The sequence below is a fragment of the Phyllobacterium myrsinacearum genome, from assembly GCF_002980555.1.
GTDB classification, from domain to species: Bacteria; Pseudomonadota; Alphaproteobacteria; order Rhizobiales; family Rhizobiaceae; genus Phyllobacterium; species Phyllobacterium myrsinacearum.
This window is the reverse complement of the sequence record NZ_PVBT01000003.1, coordinates 83,401-99,286: the sequence shown is the minus strand read 5'-3', so window position 1 is coordinate 99,286 and position 15,886 is coordinate 83,401. Positions and strand designations below refer to the sequence as shown.

At 60.3% G+C, this 15,886-nt stretch carries 11 protein-coding genes; 3 read left to right on the top strand and 8 right to left on the bottom strand.

Features of this window, described 5'->3' with window-relative positions; genetic code table 11:
* Positions 1 to 133: 133 nt before the first annotated feature.
* Complete coding sequence (locus C5750_RS11140) at positions 134 to 1,408, top strand: D-amino acid dehydrogenase (protein ID WP_105733983.1); 1,275 nt, start codon at positions 134 to 136, stop codon at positions 1,406 to 1,408.
* 33 nt (positions 1,409 to 1,441) lie between these two features.
* Here C5750_RS11140 and C5750_RS11135 read toward each other — a convergent pair whose 3' ends face one another.
* Complete coding sequence (locus C5750_RS11135; RefSeq protein WP_158531270.1) at positions 1,442 to 1,915, bottom strand: DUF2442 domain-containing protein; 474 nt, start codon at positions 1,913 to 1,915, stop codon at positions 1,442 to 1,444.
* Entirely contained in the window at positions 1,887 to 2,117 is a 231-nt protein-coding gene (locus tag C5750_RS11130; protein ID WP_245421084.1) for a DUF4160 domain-containing protein, read from the bottom strand. The genes C5750_RS11135 and C5750_RS11130 overlap by 29 nt, the downstream gene beginning before the upstream one ends.
* A gap of 390 nt (positions 2,118 to 2,507) precedes the next feature.
* On the opposite strand from C5750_RS11130, the gene C5750_RS11125 reads away from it, so the two are divergent.
* Both C5750_RS11125 and C5750_RS11120 read left to right on the top strand, forming a co-directional pair.
* Positions 2,508 to 4,436 (top strand): autotransporter assembly complex protein TamA, encoded by a 1,929-nt coding sequence (locus tag C5750_RS11125; RefSeq protein ID WP_105733981.1) that lies wholly within the window; start codon positions 2,508 to 2,510, stop codon positions 4,434 to 4,436.
* Positions 4,433 to 9,037 (top strand): translocation/assembly module TamB domain-containing protein, encoded by a 4,605-nt coding sequence (locus tag C5750_RS11120; protein ID WP_105733980.1) that lies wholly within the window; start codon positions 4,433 to 4,435, stop codon positions 9,035 to 9,037. The genes C5750_RS11125 and C5750_RS11120 overlap by 4 nt, the downstream gene beginning before the upstream one ends.
* 39 nt (positions 9,038 to 9,076) lie before the next feature.
* Here C5750_RS11120 and C5750_RS11115 read toward each other — a convergent pair whose 3' ends face one another.
* From C5750_RS11115 to C5750_RS11090, 6 genes are all read right to left on the bottom strand, one after another.
* The gene (locus C5750_RS11115) at positions 9,077 to 10,414 is read right to left on the bottom strand and encodes an MFS transporter (RefSeq protein ID WP_105733979.1); all 1,338 of its coding nucleotides are present in this window, start codon (positions 10,412 to 10,414) and stop codon (positions 9,077 to 9,079) included.
* Positions 10,415 to 10,514: 100 nt separating this feature from the next.
* Positions 10,515 to 11,354: a fumarylacetoacetate hydrolase family protein gene (locus C5750_RS11110; RefSeq protein WP_105733978.1), complete on the bottom strand. Its 840-nt coding sequence runs from the start codon at positions 11,352 to 11,354 to the stop codon at positions 10,515 to 10,517.
* 27 nt (positions 11,355 to 11,381) lie between these two features.
* On the bottom strand, positions 11,382 to 12,134 hold the full coding sequence (locus tag C5750_RS11105) for an SDR family NAD(P)-dependent oxidoreductase (RefSeq protein ID WP_105733977.1): 753 nt from the start codon (positions 12,132 to 12,134) through the stop codon (positions 11,382 to 11,384).
* Positions 12,135 to 12,156: 22 nt separating this feature from the next.
* The gene (locus tag C5750_RS11100; RefSeq protein ID WP_105733976.1) at positions 12,157 to 13,959 is read right to left on the bottom strand and encodes an IlvD/Edd family dehydratase; all 1,803 of its coding nucleotides are present in this window, start codon (positions 13,957 to 13,959) and stop codon (positions 12,157 to 12,159) included.
* A 32-nt stretch (positions 13,960 to 13,991) separates the two neighbouring features.
* Entirely contained in the window at positions 13,992 to 14,891 is a 900-nt protein-coding gene (locus C5750_RS11095) for a carbohydrate ABC transporter permease (RefSeq protein ID WP_105733975.1), read from the bottom strand.
* 13 nt (positions 14,892 to 14,904) lie between these two features.
* Entirely contained in the window at positions 14,905 to 15,831 is a 927-nt protein-coding gene (locus C5750_RS11090; protein WP_105733974.1) for a carbohydrate ABC transporter permease, read from the bottom strand.
* Between the last annotated feature and the right edge of the window lie 55 nt (positions 15,832 to 15,886).

Here is a 15,886-nt window from a genome sequence, read left to right as displayed (position 1 = left end):
CGCCGACGACACGGATGATAAACATCCGGCGGGCGCGCGAAGGGCCAAGCTCTCAGGTTCCGTGACAGATGGGGTTTCGTGCCGTTGCCAACGGCGAAACTGAAACCATGTGTTGTCTGAGGACCGCTGCATCATGACCCATATCGCCATTATCGGCGCCGGTATCACCGGCGTGACAACCGCCTATGCGCTTGCCCGCCAGGGCTATTGCGTCACCGTGTTCGACCGCAACCGCTATGCGGCCATGGAAACATCCTTCGCCAATGGCGGTCAGCTCTCCGCATCCAATGCGGAAGTGTGGAACAGCTGGTCGACAGTGCTCAAGGGCATGAAATGGATGCTGCGCAAGGACGCGCCGCTGCTGATGAACCCGAAACCCTCCTGGCATAAATATTCCTGGATGGCGGAATTCGTCATGAACATCCCGCATTACGAAGAAAACACCATCGCCACCACCAGGCTCGCCATTGAAGCACGCAAGCGCATGTTTGAAATCGCTGCGGAGGAAAAGATCGATTTCGACCTGGAAAAGCGCGGGATCCTGCACATTTACCGTTCGAAATACGGCTATGATCACGCCGTCAAGGTCAACAGGCTGCTGGAAGCCGGGGGGCTTGACCGTCAGGCCGTTACCAATGAAGAAATCCGCAGCATTGAACCCGCCCTGAACGGTTCCTTCTATGGCGGTTTCTTCACGCCATCCGATTCGACGGGCGACATTCACAAATTCACCCGCGGGCTTGCCGCCGCCGCCATCCGTCATGGCGTGCGCTTCGTCGGCGATGCCGATGTCGCCGAATTGAAGCATGGCACCGGCGGCGTCGTGGTCGCATGGAACAAGGCATCCGCTGCCGATGCCAGGACGGAGACCGAACGCTTTGACGCCATCGTCATCTGCGCCGGTATTGCCAGCCGCAAATTTGCCGCCCAGCTGGGCGATCGCGTCAACATCTATCCGGTCAAGGGCTACTCGATCACCGTCAACCTGGACGATGCTGCGAGCCAGAAATCGGCCCCCTGGGTCAGCCTGCTCGACGACGACGCCAAGATAGTCACCAGCCGCCTTGGGGCGGGGCGCCTGCGCGTGGCCGGTACGGCCGAATACAATGGCGAGAACCGCGACATTCGCCATGACCGGGTCAAGCCGCTGGTCGATTGGAGCCGCGACCTGTTCCCCGGCGTGGATACGTCCAATGTGGTGCCGTGGGCCGGCCTGCGCCCGATGATGCCGAACATGCTGCCGCGCGTCGGCGCAGGCAAGCGGTCCGGCGTGTTCTACAACACCGGCCATGGCCATCTCGGCTGGACGCTTTCCGCCGCCACCGCCGAAATCATCGCCGGTCATATCAGCGCCGCCATGCCCGCCGATGCCGGCCCGCAGGGCGGCTGGCTCGCCGCTGCCGAATAAACTGGATTGCGAGCAAGAAGAGCGTCTGCTGAATCAGGCGCTTCTTTTGTGATGTTCGATCAGGTAACGTGTCGCGAGGGCAATATGCCGTGGAATAGGCTTGTCTTTGCGAAAGTCGGCAATGAGGCGGCGTGACACTTCCAGCGCCGCCGCCATGCCATCGAGGCTCATACCAAGCTCATCCATGGCAGTTCTGAATTCCTGATTGTCGAATGTGACCGGGGGGAGGCGTGCAATCCACACCGCCGAAAAATCCAGCTCATCCGTCCATTCGATCGCTTCGCCGTATTCACTGACACGCATCGTCCTGAACAGGCCATCATCGTCCCGTAGCGGTATATAGACACGGTGGCTGGCAAGGGCGGGAGCAAGATCCACAATCTTCGTTTCACCCGAGCGCCATGTTACGGCAACCTTCCGCCTATCAAGGGGAACAACGTCTCTGATGCGGGGTAGCGGTAACCCGGCAGTGATGACGTCATCGTTCTCTAAGTCTGTTCCACTCACTTTCCAGCCTTTCCTTGTTTTTCGAGGCCCACTGCAATGCCGTTTGACGAGTGCCCGAAGGTACCCAGCCGCCAATGGTGGAAAAATCTGAAATCCTGATGAGTTCCTGATAATCTGGCGTCACAACATGGAAATGCGGCGGGTTGTGATCGTCAGCAAACATCCGGATGAGTATTTTTCCGATTCTGGCAATGGTTGGCATTTGAAATAGCCTTTGGTAAAAATAGTGCATTAAATGCACTTTGTCAATAAATAGTGCGCTGGATGCACTTTGTTGTTGACGCGCTTAAAGTCTCAACATGCAATTCAATGATCCGGGTCGAAATGGAACCGGTGTTCGGCAAACTATTGCACGCGCCACATAAAAAGTGATTGGGCCCTTGAATGCGCTTGTATCGTGGTTTTGTGGCGATATGGCCACTCATGCCAGGTTGTATGACCGGTCGGGCACCATTGCGGGTTGGCCAGCTTTTCCCGGCATGTTATCGTTTTCTTAAGCTCGAAGGGCGAATTTTATCAATTGCAGGCGGCGTGCGCACGTTTCCTGCGGTGTATCCTTGTGTTTATTGATGTGTAGGGAATTTGCTGGTTGATGGACTTGAAGCGCCCACAGGCCAGTTGTTTCGGTGCCGCATTGCTGGCCCTTACAGCCTTTGTCTCGCCTGCCCAGGCCTTTGATCTTTTCGGCGTTCACCTCTGGGGTGCCAAGAAGGAAGACGATGCTGATTCGGTCATCGCTGATCCGCAGAGATACACGGTTGAAACCGCTGCTTCGACGAGCGACGAAGCCAAGACCCTTGTAGAGGGCGCATCGAGCCTGTTTGCCGACAAGGACAAGCCTGCATCCGGTGCGGCGGGACTGCTTGCCAAGGCGCGCGGAGACTACCGCCGCATACTTGGCGCACTCTATGCCGATGGCCGCTATGGCGGCACCATCAGCATTCTCGTCGACGGCAAGGAGGCGAGCGATATTGCGCCGGATGCGGTGCTGTCCAAGCCGGCCAAGGTGGTCATTTCGGTCGATCCCGGATCGCAATTCTTGTTCGCCTCGGCCCGGGTCAAGAACATGGCGCCGCCGACACTTGATCCGAAAGACTTTGTCGAAAGCCCGGAAAAGCAGGGCTACGTCGCCGGCGAGATTGCCCGCTCGACAGCCATCGTCAAGGCCGAGCGGCTGGTGGTCGATGCCTGGCGCCAGCAGGGGCACCCCAAGGCCAGGATTGTCAGCCGGGAAGTCGTCGCCGACCACGAGAACAACCGGGTTGATGCGACCATCGATGCCGACCCCGGCGCCAAGGCCGGTTTCGGGCCGGTGCAGGTCAAGGGTACCGAGCGCATGGACCCGGAATTCGTGGCGTTCATCACCGGCCTGCAGCCGGGACAGGAATATGATCCCGACGAAATCGAAAGGGCCAAGAAACGGCTGTCGCGCCTCGAGGTCTTCCGCTCCGCGCGGATCGAGGAGGGCGATGCCATTGGCAGCGACGGCCTGCTGCCGATCACGGTGGCGGTGCAGGAGCAGAAATTGCGCCGTTTCGGCGTCGGCGGCAGCTATTCGACACTGGACGGTCTCGGCCTTGAGACCTACTGGCTGCACCGCAACCTTTTCGGCCGGGCGGAACGCCTGCGCATCGACGCGAAGATCGGCGGCATCGGCAGCCAGTCCTACGATCCCTCGGAATACAGCTATCTGCTGGGTGCAAGTTTCACCAAGCCTGGCGTCTATACGCCTGATACCGATTTCATCGCCTCGCTGATTGGCGAGCGCAAGGTGCTCGATGCCTATACGCAGACATCGATTACAGCGGATGCCGGGTTCACCCAGATTTTCTCCGACGAACTCTCGGGCAAACTGACGGCCAATGTTTCCAAATCGCAGTTCAAGGACGATTTCTTCGGCACGCGCGATTTTCTCACCGTCGGTCTGCTGGGTGGCCTCACCTATGACAGCCGCAACAGCAAGGTCGATCCGGCGCGCGGCTACTTCCTGGAAGGATTGCTGTCGCCCTTCTACGAGATCGAGCATGGCAATTTTGCCACCAAGTTCACGGCGGAGGGCCGCACCTATTTCGGCTTCGGCAAGGACGACCGGTTCGTGCTTGCCAGCCGCCTGAAACTTGGCACAATTGTCGGCGCAGAAATTGCCGAACTGCCTTCGGACCAGCTGTTTTTTGCCGGTGGCGGCGGTTCGGTGCGCGGTTACGCCTACCGCAACATCGGCGTCAATGTCGAGCGCAACGGCACAAGCTATGTGATCGGCGGGCGGTCGCTGGTCGAAGGATCCGTGGAGGCGCGCGCCAAGATCACAAACACTATCGGTGCCGTCGGCTTTGTCGATGCGGGCTATGTGGGCGAAGAGTCTTTTCCTGATTTTGCCCAGCAGTTGCGTGTCGGCGTTGGCGCTGGCATCCGTTACAATACGGGCCTCGGCCCCATCCGTCTCGACGTGGCGATGCCGCTCGACCGGCAGACCAATGACCCCAGTTTTGCTTTCTATGTTGGTATAGGACAGGCGTTTTGATCCGGATTTTCGCAGTCATATTCCTTCTGCTCTTTGCAGCACCGGCCCTGGCGCAGGATAGCGCCGAGGCGGAAAAGTCCTATTTCCTCAGCTTTGTCGAGGAACAGCTGTCGACGCCCAATCGCCAGATTTCCATTTCTGACATTCAGGGCGTCCTGTCGTCGGAAGCCAATATCGGCAGCATCACCATTGCCGACCGTGAAGGAATCTGGCTGCGCATTACCAACGCGAAAATTGTCTGGAGCCGTCTGGCGCTGCTGCGCGGGCGGTTGGATATCAACAGCCTCGGCGCCGAACGCATCGACGTCATCCGCAAGCCGTTGCCGGACACCAGCAGCCTGCCTTCCCCCGAAGCTAAAGGATTCAGCCTGCCGGAATTGCCGCTTGCGGTCATCCTGCAGGATTTGCAGGTGGGACGCATTGCCTTCGGCGACAGCATTTTCGGATTGAAGTCGGAAATCTCTCTGGCCGGCAGCCTGACACTCGATGGCGGCTCGCTGGATTCGAACCTCAAGGTGCAGCGTCTCGACGGCCCAGGCGGTACCTTTGCGATCAAGGCGGCCTATGCCAAGGAAAGCCAGAAGCTCGATCTGGATCTGTCGCTCAATGAACCGCAGAACGGTATTGCCGCCAATCTGCTCAATATCGAAGGCAGGCCGCCGGTTGCACTTGCCCTGAAGGGATCGGGTCCGCTCAGCGACATCGCCTTGCAGCTGACGCTCGACGCCGCGGGCAAGCGTGTTCTCACCGGCAGCACGCAGATCAACCGTCAGGGCGAGGGGCTTGCGTTCAAGACAACCGTCGACGGCGCGATCGCCATACTGGTTCCGCCGCTCTTCCGTGATTTCTTCGGCAACGATACGGCGCTCGCGGTCAATGGCGTGGTGCGCGATGCCGGTGGTGTTTCGCTTGACCGGTTGAACATCAAGAGCGCTGCCCTTGCGGTCGATGCGACGGCCGATACAACCAACGATGGGTTTTTGCGCCGCTTGAAGGTGAATGCCTCGATTGCCGATCCCAGCGGCAAGAAGGTCATTTTGCCGGTTGCAGGCGGCCAGACAACCGTCGACAAGGCGGTGCTAGCGGTTGCCTTCGGGACGAGTGCCGGCAATGACTGGTCGAGCACGCTCGATGTCACCAACCTCACCACCAACAGTCTGGCCGCCAAATCGGTCAATCTTGTTGCCAAAGGTCTGGCGGAAAATCTCGACAATCCGGCCGCCCGTTCCCTGAGCTATGATGTGAACGGCGATGTGTCGGGCATCACGGCCAAGCGCGCCGATATCGCCAAGGCGCTGGGCGACCTGATCCAGCTGAAGATCAACGGCAATTGGAAGGCCGGTACGCCGGTCAATCTCAAACAGGCGCTGGTTGCCGCCAATGGCTTCAGCACGTCGCTGGCGGGCACCATCGACAAGTTCATTTATAATGGCGACATCCTGGTCAAAGCATCGAGCATCGCACCGTTTTCGGAACTCGCCGGACGCGATCTCGCCGGTTCGCTTGATCTGAAAGCCAATGGTGCTGTCGAAGCGCTGACGGGCGGTTTCAATTTGATGCTGGACGGCCATGCAACGGGCATGAAGCTCGGCGTTGATGCGGCGGATCGCGTGCTCGAGGGCGAAACGCGCATCACCGGCGGCCTTGCACGCGGCGAGGCAGGCCTCAGCGCCAGAAATTTCCGGGTTGAAAACCCGCAGACGCTGGTCACGGCCAATGGCACCTTTGCCACGGGCGCTGCCAATTTCGACTTCGGTCTCGATCTCACCAACCTCGCGCTTCTGTCGGAAAAGACCAGCGGGGCGCTCAAGGTCAAGGGCAGCGCGCGCGGCAGTGACGGCATCATCGCTCTCGCCTTCAATGCCGGCGTTCCGGATGGCAAGCTCTCCGGGCGCAAGCTCAGCGAAGGCGCGTTCTCCTTCAACGGGCTTCTGCTCAAGGATGCGCTGGATGGCAAGGTATCCGGCCTGGCGTTCCTCGATGGCGTGCGGGCGGATCTTGCCACCGAACTGGCCCTGCACAAGGATGAAAAACGCCTGAGCAATGTCCAGTTCATTGCCGGCGGCACACGGCTGCGCGGTGACGTCACCCAGGACAAGAAGGGACTGCTTCAGGGCAACCTGACGCTGGCTTCTAGCGACGTGTCGACGGCGGCAGCCCTGTTCCTCGTGGAGGCAACCGGCAAGGCGAATGCCGCCATTGCGCTGAGCCATGATGACGAGAGCCAGAACATCGACATCAAAGGCGATATTGACGGGTTGAAGGCCAGCAATGTCACCGTCGGCAAAGCGGCGGTTGCGCTGGCCGCCCAGAACATCTTCAAGGTTCCGTCGGCAAACGGCACGATCACGGCCACCACGGTTTCCGCCGGTGGTGTCGATATTTCGACGCTCGATGCCCAAGCGGCGCAACAGGGCAAGACCACCGATTTCAAGCTGAACGCCGCGCTGAAAAATGGTGCGAAGACATCCGTTGGCGGTTCGCTCGAACCGACGGACAAGGGTTTTCTCCTGTCGCTCGCCAATGCGGACCTGACCCGTGGCGCGCTTGCCGCCCGGCTGGTTCAGCCAGCCGCCATCAATGTCGCCGGCAGCAATGTTTCCTTCGGCGATATCATTCTCGATATCGGCAAGGGCAAGGTCACGATTCGCGGCGATGTCGCTGAAAAGCTGGACCTCGCCGTTGCCATCGAGAAGCTGCCGCTCGATGTTGCCAATGCGGTCAAGCCCGATCTGGGACTGGGCGGCGAAATCAACGGCACGGCAAAGATCGGCGGCACGCGCGACAAGCCTGACGTGAACTTCAATGTGCAGGCCCGTGCGATCACGGCCGCCATGCTGAAAAAGGCCGGACTGGATGGTCTCAATCTGGACGCCAAGGGCACCTCGACCACGGATCAGCTCAATGTCGATGCGCGCCTGACCGGCGCCAATGGGCTCGATGCATCGGCCAAAGGCTCGGTTCCGCTGACGCCGGGACAGCTTGCCGTCGATCTGACGCTCGGCAACCTGCCGCTGCGCGCCCTGAATGGCGTGGTCAAGGATCAGAACCTCGCGGGCAATGTCACCGGCAGGGGCCGCATCACCGGTACATTGCAGAAGCCCAATGCGGAGTTTGACCTGAAGGGGTCGGGCCTGTCCGCCAAGCCTTTGCAGGACGCCGGTCTGTCGCCCTTGCAGCTGACCGCTGCGGGCCGCTTTGCCAATGATACGCTGACCCTGACCTCGGCCAAGGCTGATGGACCCCAGGGGTTCACCGTGTCCGCCAATGGCAATGTGCCGGTTTCCGGAAACGGGCTAGGCATCAATGTAACCGGCAATATCCCGTTGTCCCTCGCCAACCGCTTCCTTGCCGATCGCGGTACGCAGGCGAAGGGCAATATTGACGTCACCGCATCCGTCTCCGGCAGCTTCCAGCAGCCGCTCATCCGCGGCATGTTCTCGGCCAATGGCGCCGAAGTGATCGATCCGGAAACCAATCTGCGGCTGCAGCGCATTACGCTGCTCGGCAGCATGGAAGGACAGACCGTAACCATCCGCACGCTCAATGCCGGGCTTTCCACCGGCGGCACTGTCAGCGCCACAGGCACCGTCTCCACCGATGCAGCGGCTAATTTCCCCGCCAACATCCAGATCAAGCTCGATAAGGCCCGCTATGCCGACGGCAATCTTGTCGTTGCCACGCTGACCGGCGCGCTCGGCATCAATGGCCCCTTGACGCGTGATCCCGTGATTTCCGGCAATATCAATGTCGACCGCGCGGAAATCAGCGTTCCCGAAAGCTTTGGCGGTTCGTCGGCGGTCATCGACGTCAAGCACAAGAAGACGCCGAAGGCCGTGGCCAAGACACTGAAGCGTGCCAAGGCCGATCAGCCCGCCACGGCAACACCCACCGCGCGGCCGAGTGTGGTGCGGCTCGATATCAATGTGACGGCGCCCAACAAGATCTTCGTGCGCGGCCGTGGGCTGGATACGGAAATCGGCGGCTCGGTGCGGCTGACCGGCCCCGCAACCGATATCCAGCCGGTCGGTGCGTTCGACCTGGTGCGCGGACGTCTGGAAATTCTCGGGCAGCGTATCACCTTCACAGAAGGCCAGGTCACGCTGGTCGGGGACCTCAATCCGGAACTCAACTTCGTGGCCAGCACCCAGAGCAGCGACATCACTGTCAATGTCACGGTCAAGGGACGGGTATCCGATCTGCAGATCGCCTTCTCGTCGCAGCCGGAATTGCCGCAGGACGAGGTGCTGGCCCGCCTGATCTTCAATCGCTCTATCAGTGAATTGTCGCCGCTGCAGATTGCGCGGCTGGCTGCCGCTGCGGCCGAGCTGGCCGGCGGATCGAATTCATCCCTGCTCGACAGCCTGCGCAAGGGCACCGGCCTTGATGATCTCGATGTGACCACCGACAGTGAAGGCAATGCCGGCGTCAAGGCCGGGCGCTACATCCGCGACAATGTCTATCTTGGCGTGGAAGCGGGTGCTGCCGGCAAGACCAAGGGCACGATCAACCTCGACGTGACGCCGCAGCTCAAGGCCAAGGGCTCCGTCGGCAGCGATGGTGATTCCGGCGCCGGTGTGTTCTTCGAACGAGATTACTGACCGGCGCTGCAGGAACGGAGGAGGACGTCCTTCTCCGTCTTAGGTTCTTGGCGGGAGCACGGGCAAGGGTTCGGCGCGACCGACCACAAAGGCATAGGTGAAAGCGCCGACCAGCGCCATGAAGGCTGCCATGGCGAATGAGGGCGTATAGTTGCCGTGGAAGCGGTCAAGCAGCGCGCCGAACAGGAACGGGCTGATAATGCCGGCAATGTTCGAGGCAAAATTCTGGATACCGCCGATCGATGCGACGTGATGGGAACTGGGCGCCACGTCAGCGGGCAGCGACCAGATGGCCGTGGCGGCTACGGCGAGGCTGCTGTAGGAAATCGCCAGGAAGATGAGTGCCATGTAAAGCGATGACACCAGTGCTGCCGGGAGAATGGCTGCGCCGCCCAGCAGACCTCCGACCATGATGAGCTTGCGAATGGCCGTGACATCGGCACCGCCGCGGATCGCCCGGTCCGCCCAGGCGCCTGCGCTCCATGCGGCGACCACCGCGGTCAGGCCCGGAATCATGCCGAATGTTCCAAGCTCCGCCAGGTTGAGGCCGCGTGCATTCTTTAGGTAGTCCGGAAACCAGGTGAGGAAGAAATAGATGACGAAGTTCAGGCAGAAAAATCCGATCATCATGCCCCAGATGGTGCGGTAGCGGAAAAGGTCGATCCAGCGAATCTTGACGGCTTCCGCGTCGTCGGTTGCGTCGGTGCGCCCGCCATTGTCGGTGATGTACTGGCGCTCGAGATCATTGGCGCCGGTGTGTTCGGCCGGATCGCGGTACATGACATACCAGAAGAAGGCCCAGACAAGGCCGAGCGCGCCGAGGATAGCAAAGGAATAGTGCCAGGTGGTCAGGGCGATAATGCCCGTAACGATCGGCAAGGCCAGCACGGTGCCGACACGCGAACCGGAATCGATGACCGCCGTGGCGAAGGCGCGCTCGCTCTTCGGGAACCAGCGGGAGGCTGCCTTGGTCGCGCTGGGATAGGCGGGGGCTTCCCCGGCGCCGAGGGCAAAGCGCACGGCAAAAAATCCCCAGAAACTGGTGGCCAGCGGCGTCAGCGCGGTGAAGGCCGACCACCAGACCGCGGCGATGGTGAATGACCGGCGTGATCCGACCTTGTCGGTGAACCAGCCGGCAATGAGCATCATGCCGTCATAGGCCCAGAAGAAGGCGCCGAGGATCAGACCCTTTTCCGCATTGGTCAGCTGGAGATTGAGCTCGGCATCGATATAGGGCAGTGCCACGCTCAGATTGGCCCGGTCGAGATAGTTCATCGTTATGCCAAGAAAGCACATGGCAAGAATGATGTAGCGGACCTTGCTGGCGCCCGCCGGTGCCTTTTGCGGCGGATGGGCGGATGACGTTGCGATGCTCATGAATGGACCTCCCAGTACCGTTCGGACGCTGCGCAACGCCCATGGAACCGCACCGTCATCGGGTGCGGTGATTCTCATAGTAAGGAAAACCGGCTGCTTGTCAGCCCTGAACGACCGTCTGCTTTTGCACGCCCAACCCCTCAATGCCCAGTGTCATGACATCTCCGGCCTTCAGGAAGATATTCGGTTTCTGGCCAAGGCCGACGCCGGGCGGTGTGCCTGTCGAGATGATGTCGCCGGGATGCAGCGACATGAATTGCGACAGGTAGGAAACGAGATATTTGACGCCGTAAACCATCGTTTCGGTCGAGCCGTTCTGATAGCGATGACCATTGACATCAAGCCACATTTTCAGCTTCTGCGGGTCGGCCACTTCATCTTTCGTCACCAGCCATGGGCCGGTAGGTCCGAATGTGTCGCAGCTCTTGCCCTTGGTCCACTGCCCCTGGCGCTCGGCCTGGAATGCCCGTTCCGACACGTCATTGATCAGGCAGTAACCCGCCACATGATCGAGTGCTTCGTCCTCACTGACATATTTGGTGTGCTTGCCGATAACCACGCCAAGCTCGACTTCCCAGTCTGTCTTCAGCGAGCCGCGCGGAATTTCCACATCGTCATTCGGGCCCACAATGGCCGAGGTCGCCTTCATGAAGATGATCGGCTCCGGCGGCACGGTTGCGCCGGTTTCCGCCGCATGGTCGGAATAGTTGAGGCCGATGCAGATGAACTTGCCGGTTCCCGCAACACAGGCGCCGTACCGGTCGACGGTGACCTCGGGCAGTGAAGCCGGGTCGATGCTGGCAAGCTTTTTCAGCCCCGCAGGCGAAATCGCTTCACCGGCGATATCCCTGATGTGAGCGGAGAGATCGCGAACCTTGCCATCCTTGTCGACAAGCCCCGGCTTTTCCTGACCGGCGGGGCCGTAACGCACGAGTTTCATGGGGTAACCTTTCTGATTGGGAGGGGATCAATAGGTGGCGCGGCCACCGGAAATATCGAAAACAGCACCTGTTGTGAACGAGCATTCCTCGCTGGCGATCCAGCTGATCAGGGATGCCAGTTCATCGACGGTACCAAACCGCTGCATGGGTATTTTCGACAGCATGTAATCGATGAATTCAGGTTTGAGCTGCTGGAGGATCGGCGTATCGACGGTGGCCGGGGTAATGGCATTGACGGTGATGCCGTCATGCACCAGCTCCTTGCCGAGCGATTTGGTCAGGCCGATCACCGCCGCCTTCGACGCGCTGTAGGCTGAAGCATTGGGATTGCCCTCCTTGCCGGCAATGGAGGCAACATTGACGATGCGGCCATAGCCGTTCTTCTGCATGAACGGCACGACAAAGCGATTGCAGTAGAACAGGCCGTTGACGTTGATATCGAATACCCGCTTCCATTGATCGATCGGATAATCCGCCACCTTGGCGTTCGGCCCGGTGATCCCGGCCGAACAGATGAGGATATCGATCCTGCCGGCGCTGGCGGCGGTGTGCTGCGCCGCCTTTTCCACCTGAGCCGGATCGGAAACATCGAGCGCCAGCCCAAGCGCGCCCTCACCGAGCCTGGCTTTTGCGTCCTCGATCCGTGCTGCATCCACGTCCCAGAGACTGACCGTGCCGCCCTCCGACACGATCCGCTCCGCCGTCCTGTAGCCTATGCCGGAAGCACCGCCGGTAATGACTGCATGCCGCCCCTCATAGCGCCTGATGGTGTTCGCCATGTTCCCTCCCGAACGGTTGGCCTCAGTGGTTGTCGCGCGGCAGTCCCTTGGTCTGGGCAATACGTTGGAAATCAACTGCCGGTTTCAGGACCATGCCCTGCGCCAGCTGATCGACCATGCCGCGCTGGATTTCCTGCCATGGCGTCTGGCTGGCCGGATATTTGTAGCCGCCCGCTGCCAGAAGGTCGTCCCGGCGCTTCTGTAGTTCCTCGTCATCGATGAGGATGTTGGCGGTGCCTTTGCGCAGGTCGATGCGCAGGTGGTCGCCGGAGCGCACCAGTGCCAGACCGCCATTGACGGCCGCCTCGGGTGAGGCATTGAGGATGGACGGCGAACCTGACGTGCCGGACTGGCGGCCGTCCCCAAGGCATGGCAGCGCGTGGATGCCTTTCTTCAAGAGATAGCCCGGGGGCTGCATGTTGACCACTTCGGCCGCGCCGGGATAGCCGATGGGGCCGGTGCCGCGCATGATCAGGATGCTGTTCTCGTCAAGGCCGAGTTTCGGATCGTCGATCCGCGCATGGTAATCTTCCGGGCCCTCGAACACTTCGGCAATGCCTTCGAACGCTTCCGGATCCTCCGGATCGGACAGATAGCGCTCGCGGAATTCGTCGGAAATCACGCTGGTTTTCATGATGGCGCTGTCGAAGAGGTTGCCCTTGAGATTGATGAATCCGGCCTTCTTCTTCAGCGGTGTCTCATAGGGACGAATGACGTCGGTGTTGAGATTTTCGACACCCTCGCAATTGGTGCCGATGCTCTTGCCGTTGACGGTGAGCGCCGAGGGGTGCGGCAGGCGCTTCGCCTTGAGCAGTTCCGCCACGACGGCAGGTACGCCGCCCGCGCGGTGGTAATCTTCGCCCAGATATTCCCCCGCAGGCTGCAGGTTGACCAGCAGCGGCACATCATGACCGATGGCCTGCCAGTCATCATTGTCGAGCGCGATATCGAGATGGCGGGCAATGGCATTCAGATGGATGGGCGCATTAGTCGACCCGCCGATGGCCGAGTTGATGACGATCGCATTCTCGAAGGCCGCGCGGGTCATGATGTCGGAGGGCTTCAGGTCTTCGCGCACCATGTCGACAATGCGCTTGCCGGTGTCATAGGCAATCTGGCCGCGTTCACGGTAAGGCGCCGGGATGGCCGCGCCGCCGGGCAGTTCCATGCCGAGTGCCTCGGCCAGCGAATTCATCGTGGTCGCGGTGCCCATGGTGTTGCAATAGCCGACGGACGGTGCCGACGACGCCACGATGTCCATGAACTCGTCGTAGTTGATTTCGCCTGAAGTCAGCTTTTCACGCGATTTCCAGACGATGGTGCCGGAACCGGTGCGCTCGCCGCGGTGCCAGCCGTTCAGCATGGGCCCGACGGAGAGGGCGATAGCGGGAATGTTTACCGTGGCAGCGCCCATCAGCATGGCCGGCGTGGTCTTGTCACAGCCGATGGTCAGCACGACGCCATCCAGCGGATAACCGAAGAGGACTTCCACCAGCCCGAGATAGGCGAGGTTGCGGTCGAGTGCTGCGCCGGGACGCTTGCCGGTTTCCTGAATGGGATGAACCGGAAACTCGAACGGGATACCGCCCGCCGCGATGATGCCGTCGCGCACCCGCTTGGCCAATTCGATGTGATGGCGGTTGCAGGGCGAAAGGTCCGAGCCCGTCTGGGCGATGCCGATGATCGGCTTGCCCGACTGCAGTTCCGCCCGTGTCAGGCCGTAATTGAGATAACGCTCGAGATAGAGCGCCGTCATCCCCGGGTTGTCAGGATTGTCGAACCATTCCTGCGAGCGAAGCTTTTTCGGGGTTTTGGTGGTGGTCATGAAAGCAACTCCTGGATGGGGGCACGCCCCAATTACTCTTTGACCGCGCCGGTCATCGAGGACACGTAATAATCGACAAAGAATGAGTAGAGGATGACGACGGGCAGCGAGCCAAACAGCGCCCCTGCCATCAGCGAACCCCACTCGAAAACATCCCCTCGCACCAGCTCCGTCAGGACACCGACCGGGACAGTCTTGTTCTCCGAGGACTGGATAAAGGTCAGCGCATAGATGAACTCATTCCACGACAAAGTGAAGGCGAAAATGCCGGCAGAGATCAGTCCGGGCACCGCCAGCGGCAATATGACCCTGATGAGGATTTGCCAGCGCGAAGCGCCGTCGACGAGGGCACTTTCTTCCAGCTCAAACGGGATCGAACGGAAGTAACCCATGAGCAGCCATGTGCAGAACGGAATGAGGAAGGTCGGGTAGGTGAAGATCAGCGCCAGCTTGCTGTCATAGATGCCGAACTTGAAGACGATCACGGCCAGCGGAATGAACAGGATCGAGGGCGGCACGAGATAGGCAAGGAAGATCAGGAGCCCGACCGAGCGCGAGCCCTTGAAGCGGATGCGCTCGATGGCGTAGGCGGCAAAGACCGAGGCTGCAAGCGACAGAACGGTCGCGCAGACCGAGACAACAAGTGTGTTCCACAGCCAGCCCGGATAGGAGGTCTCGAACAGGAGATATTTGATGTGGTCAAGCGTTGGCCCGACCACCCAGAACGGGCTGTAATTGTTGTAGTCCGTCAACTGCGAGTTGGGCTTCACCGCCGTGATTGCCATCCAGTAGAACGGGAACAGCAACACGATGATGAAAACAGCCAGCGGCAGGTAGAGCACGACGAGGCGCCGCGGCAGCCGGTTGAGATAGCTCATGCCCTGCGCGTCGTCGGTGAGTGTCGGCGTGGCGGTCTGTTCGGAAATGCTCATGGTCTCTCCTCCCTTAATCCTGTCCGCCCTGCTGCCATTTCCGGCGCTGCAGGCCGAAGAATGAGAACAGGATCGAGGCGAGGAGGAACGGGATCATGGCGACGGCAATGGCCGCGCCTTCACCGAGTTGCCCGCCCGGAATGCCCCGCTGGAATGAAAGCGTGGCCATGAGATGGGTGGCATTGACCGGCCCGCCCTTGGTCAGCACGTAGATCAGCTGGAAATCGGTGAAGGTGAAGAGCACAGAAAAGGTCATGACCACGGCAATGATGGGGGTGAGCATGGGCAGGGTGATGAAGCGGAAGCGCTGCCAGCCGGTTGCACCGTCGAGCGAGGCGGCTTCATGCAAGGATTGCGGGATGGTCTGCAGGCCCGCGAGCAGCGAAATGGCCACGAAGGGAATGCCGCGCCAGACATTGGCGGCGATGACCGATGCGCGCGCATTGTTGGGATCGCCGAGGAAATTGATGGGCGTATCGATGAGGCCGAGCTTGATCAGCGACCAGGAAATGATCGAGAACTGTGCATCGTAAATCCACCAGAAGGCCAGCGCCGACAGCACCGTCGGCACAACCCACGGCAAGAGGATGATGGCACGGAAGAACGACTTGAATGGCAGGTTTTCATTGAGGATCAGCGCCAGCCACAGGCCGAGGGCGAATTTCAGGACCGAGGCGATGAATGTGTAGAGAACCGTATTGTAGACCGCCATCCAGAAGACGGAATCGCTGGCCAGCGCCTGATAGTTTTCCAGGCCGATGAAAATCCCGTCGCGGCCGATCTTGGCATCGGTAAAGCCGAGCCACACCCCAAGGCCGAGCGGATAGGTCAGAAAGCACAGCAGGAACACCGCAGCCGGCAACAGAAACAGAAAACCCAGAAACGTGTTGTTCCGAGTCAGTGCGCCGAGGGCTGAAGATGGCTTTGTTGTTGCTGTCATAAGGAATACCCCCCTCTGGGCTGCCGCCCATCTCCCCCACAAGGGGGGAGATCAG

Excerpts from the sequence above, each read along its gene's own strand:
- C5750_RS11140 (WP_105733983.1), top strand. The coding sequence starts at position 134 with ATGACCCATATCGCCATTATCGGCGCCGGTATCACCGGCGTGACAACC.
- C5750_RS11130 (WP_245421084.1), bottom strand. The coding sequence starts at position 2,117 with ATGCCAACCATTGCCAGAATCGGAAAAATACTCATCCGGATGTTTGCT.
- C5750_RS11125 (WP_105733981.1), top strand. The coding sequence starts at position 2,508 with ATGGACTTGAAGCGCCCACAGGCCAGTTGTTTCGGTGCCGCATTGCTG.
- C5750_RS11115 (WP_105733979.1), bottom strand. The coding sequence starts at position 10,414 with ATGAGCATCGCAACGTCATCCGCCCATCCGCCGCAAAAGGCACCGGCG.
- C5750_RS11110 (WP_105733978.1), bottom strand. The coding sequence starts at position 11,354 with ATGAAACTCGTGCGTTACGGCCCCGCCGGTCAGGAAAAGCCGGGGCTT.
- C5750_RS11105 (WP_105733977.1), bottom strand. The coding sequence starts at position 12,134 with ATGGCGAACACCATCAGGCGCTATGAGGGGCGGCATGCAGTCATTACC.
- C5750_RS11100 (WP_105733976.1), bottom strand. The coding sequence starts at position 13,959 with ATGACCACCACCAAAACCCCGAAAAAGCTTCGCTCGCAGGAATGGTTC.
- C5750_RS11095 (WP_105733975.1), bottom strand. The coding sequence starts at position 14,891 with ATGAGCATTTCCGAACAGACCGCCACGCCGACACTCACCGACGACGCG.
- C5750_RS11090 (WP_105733974.1), bottom strand. The coding sequence starts at position 15,831 with ATGACAGCAACAACAAAGCCATCTTCAGCCCTCGGCGCACTGACTCGG.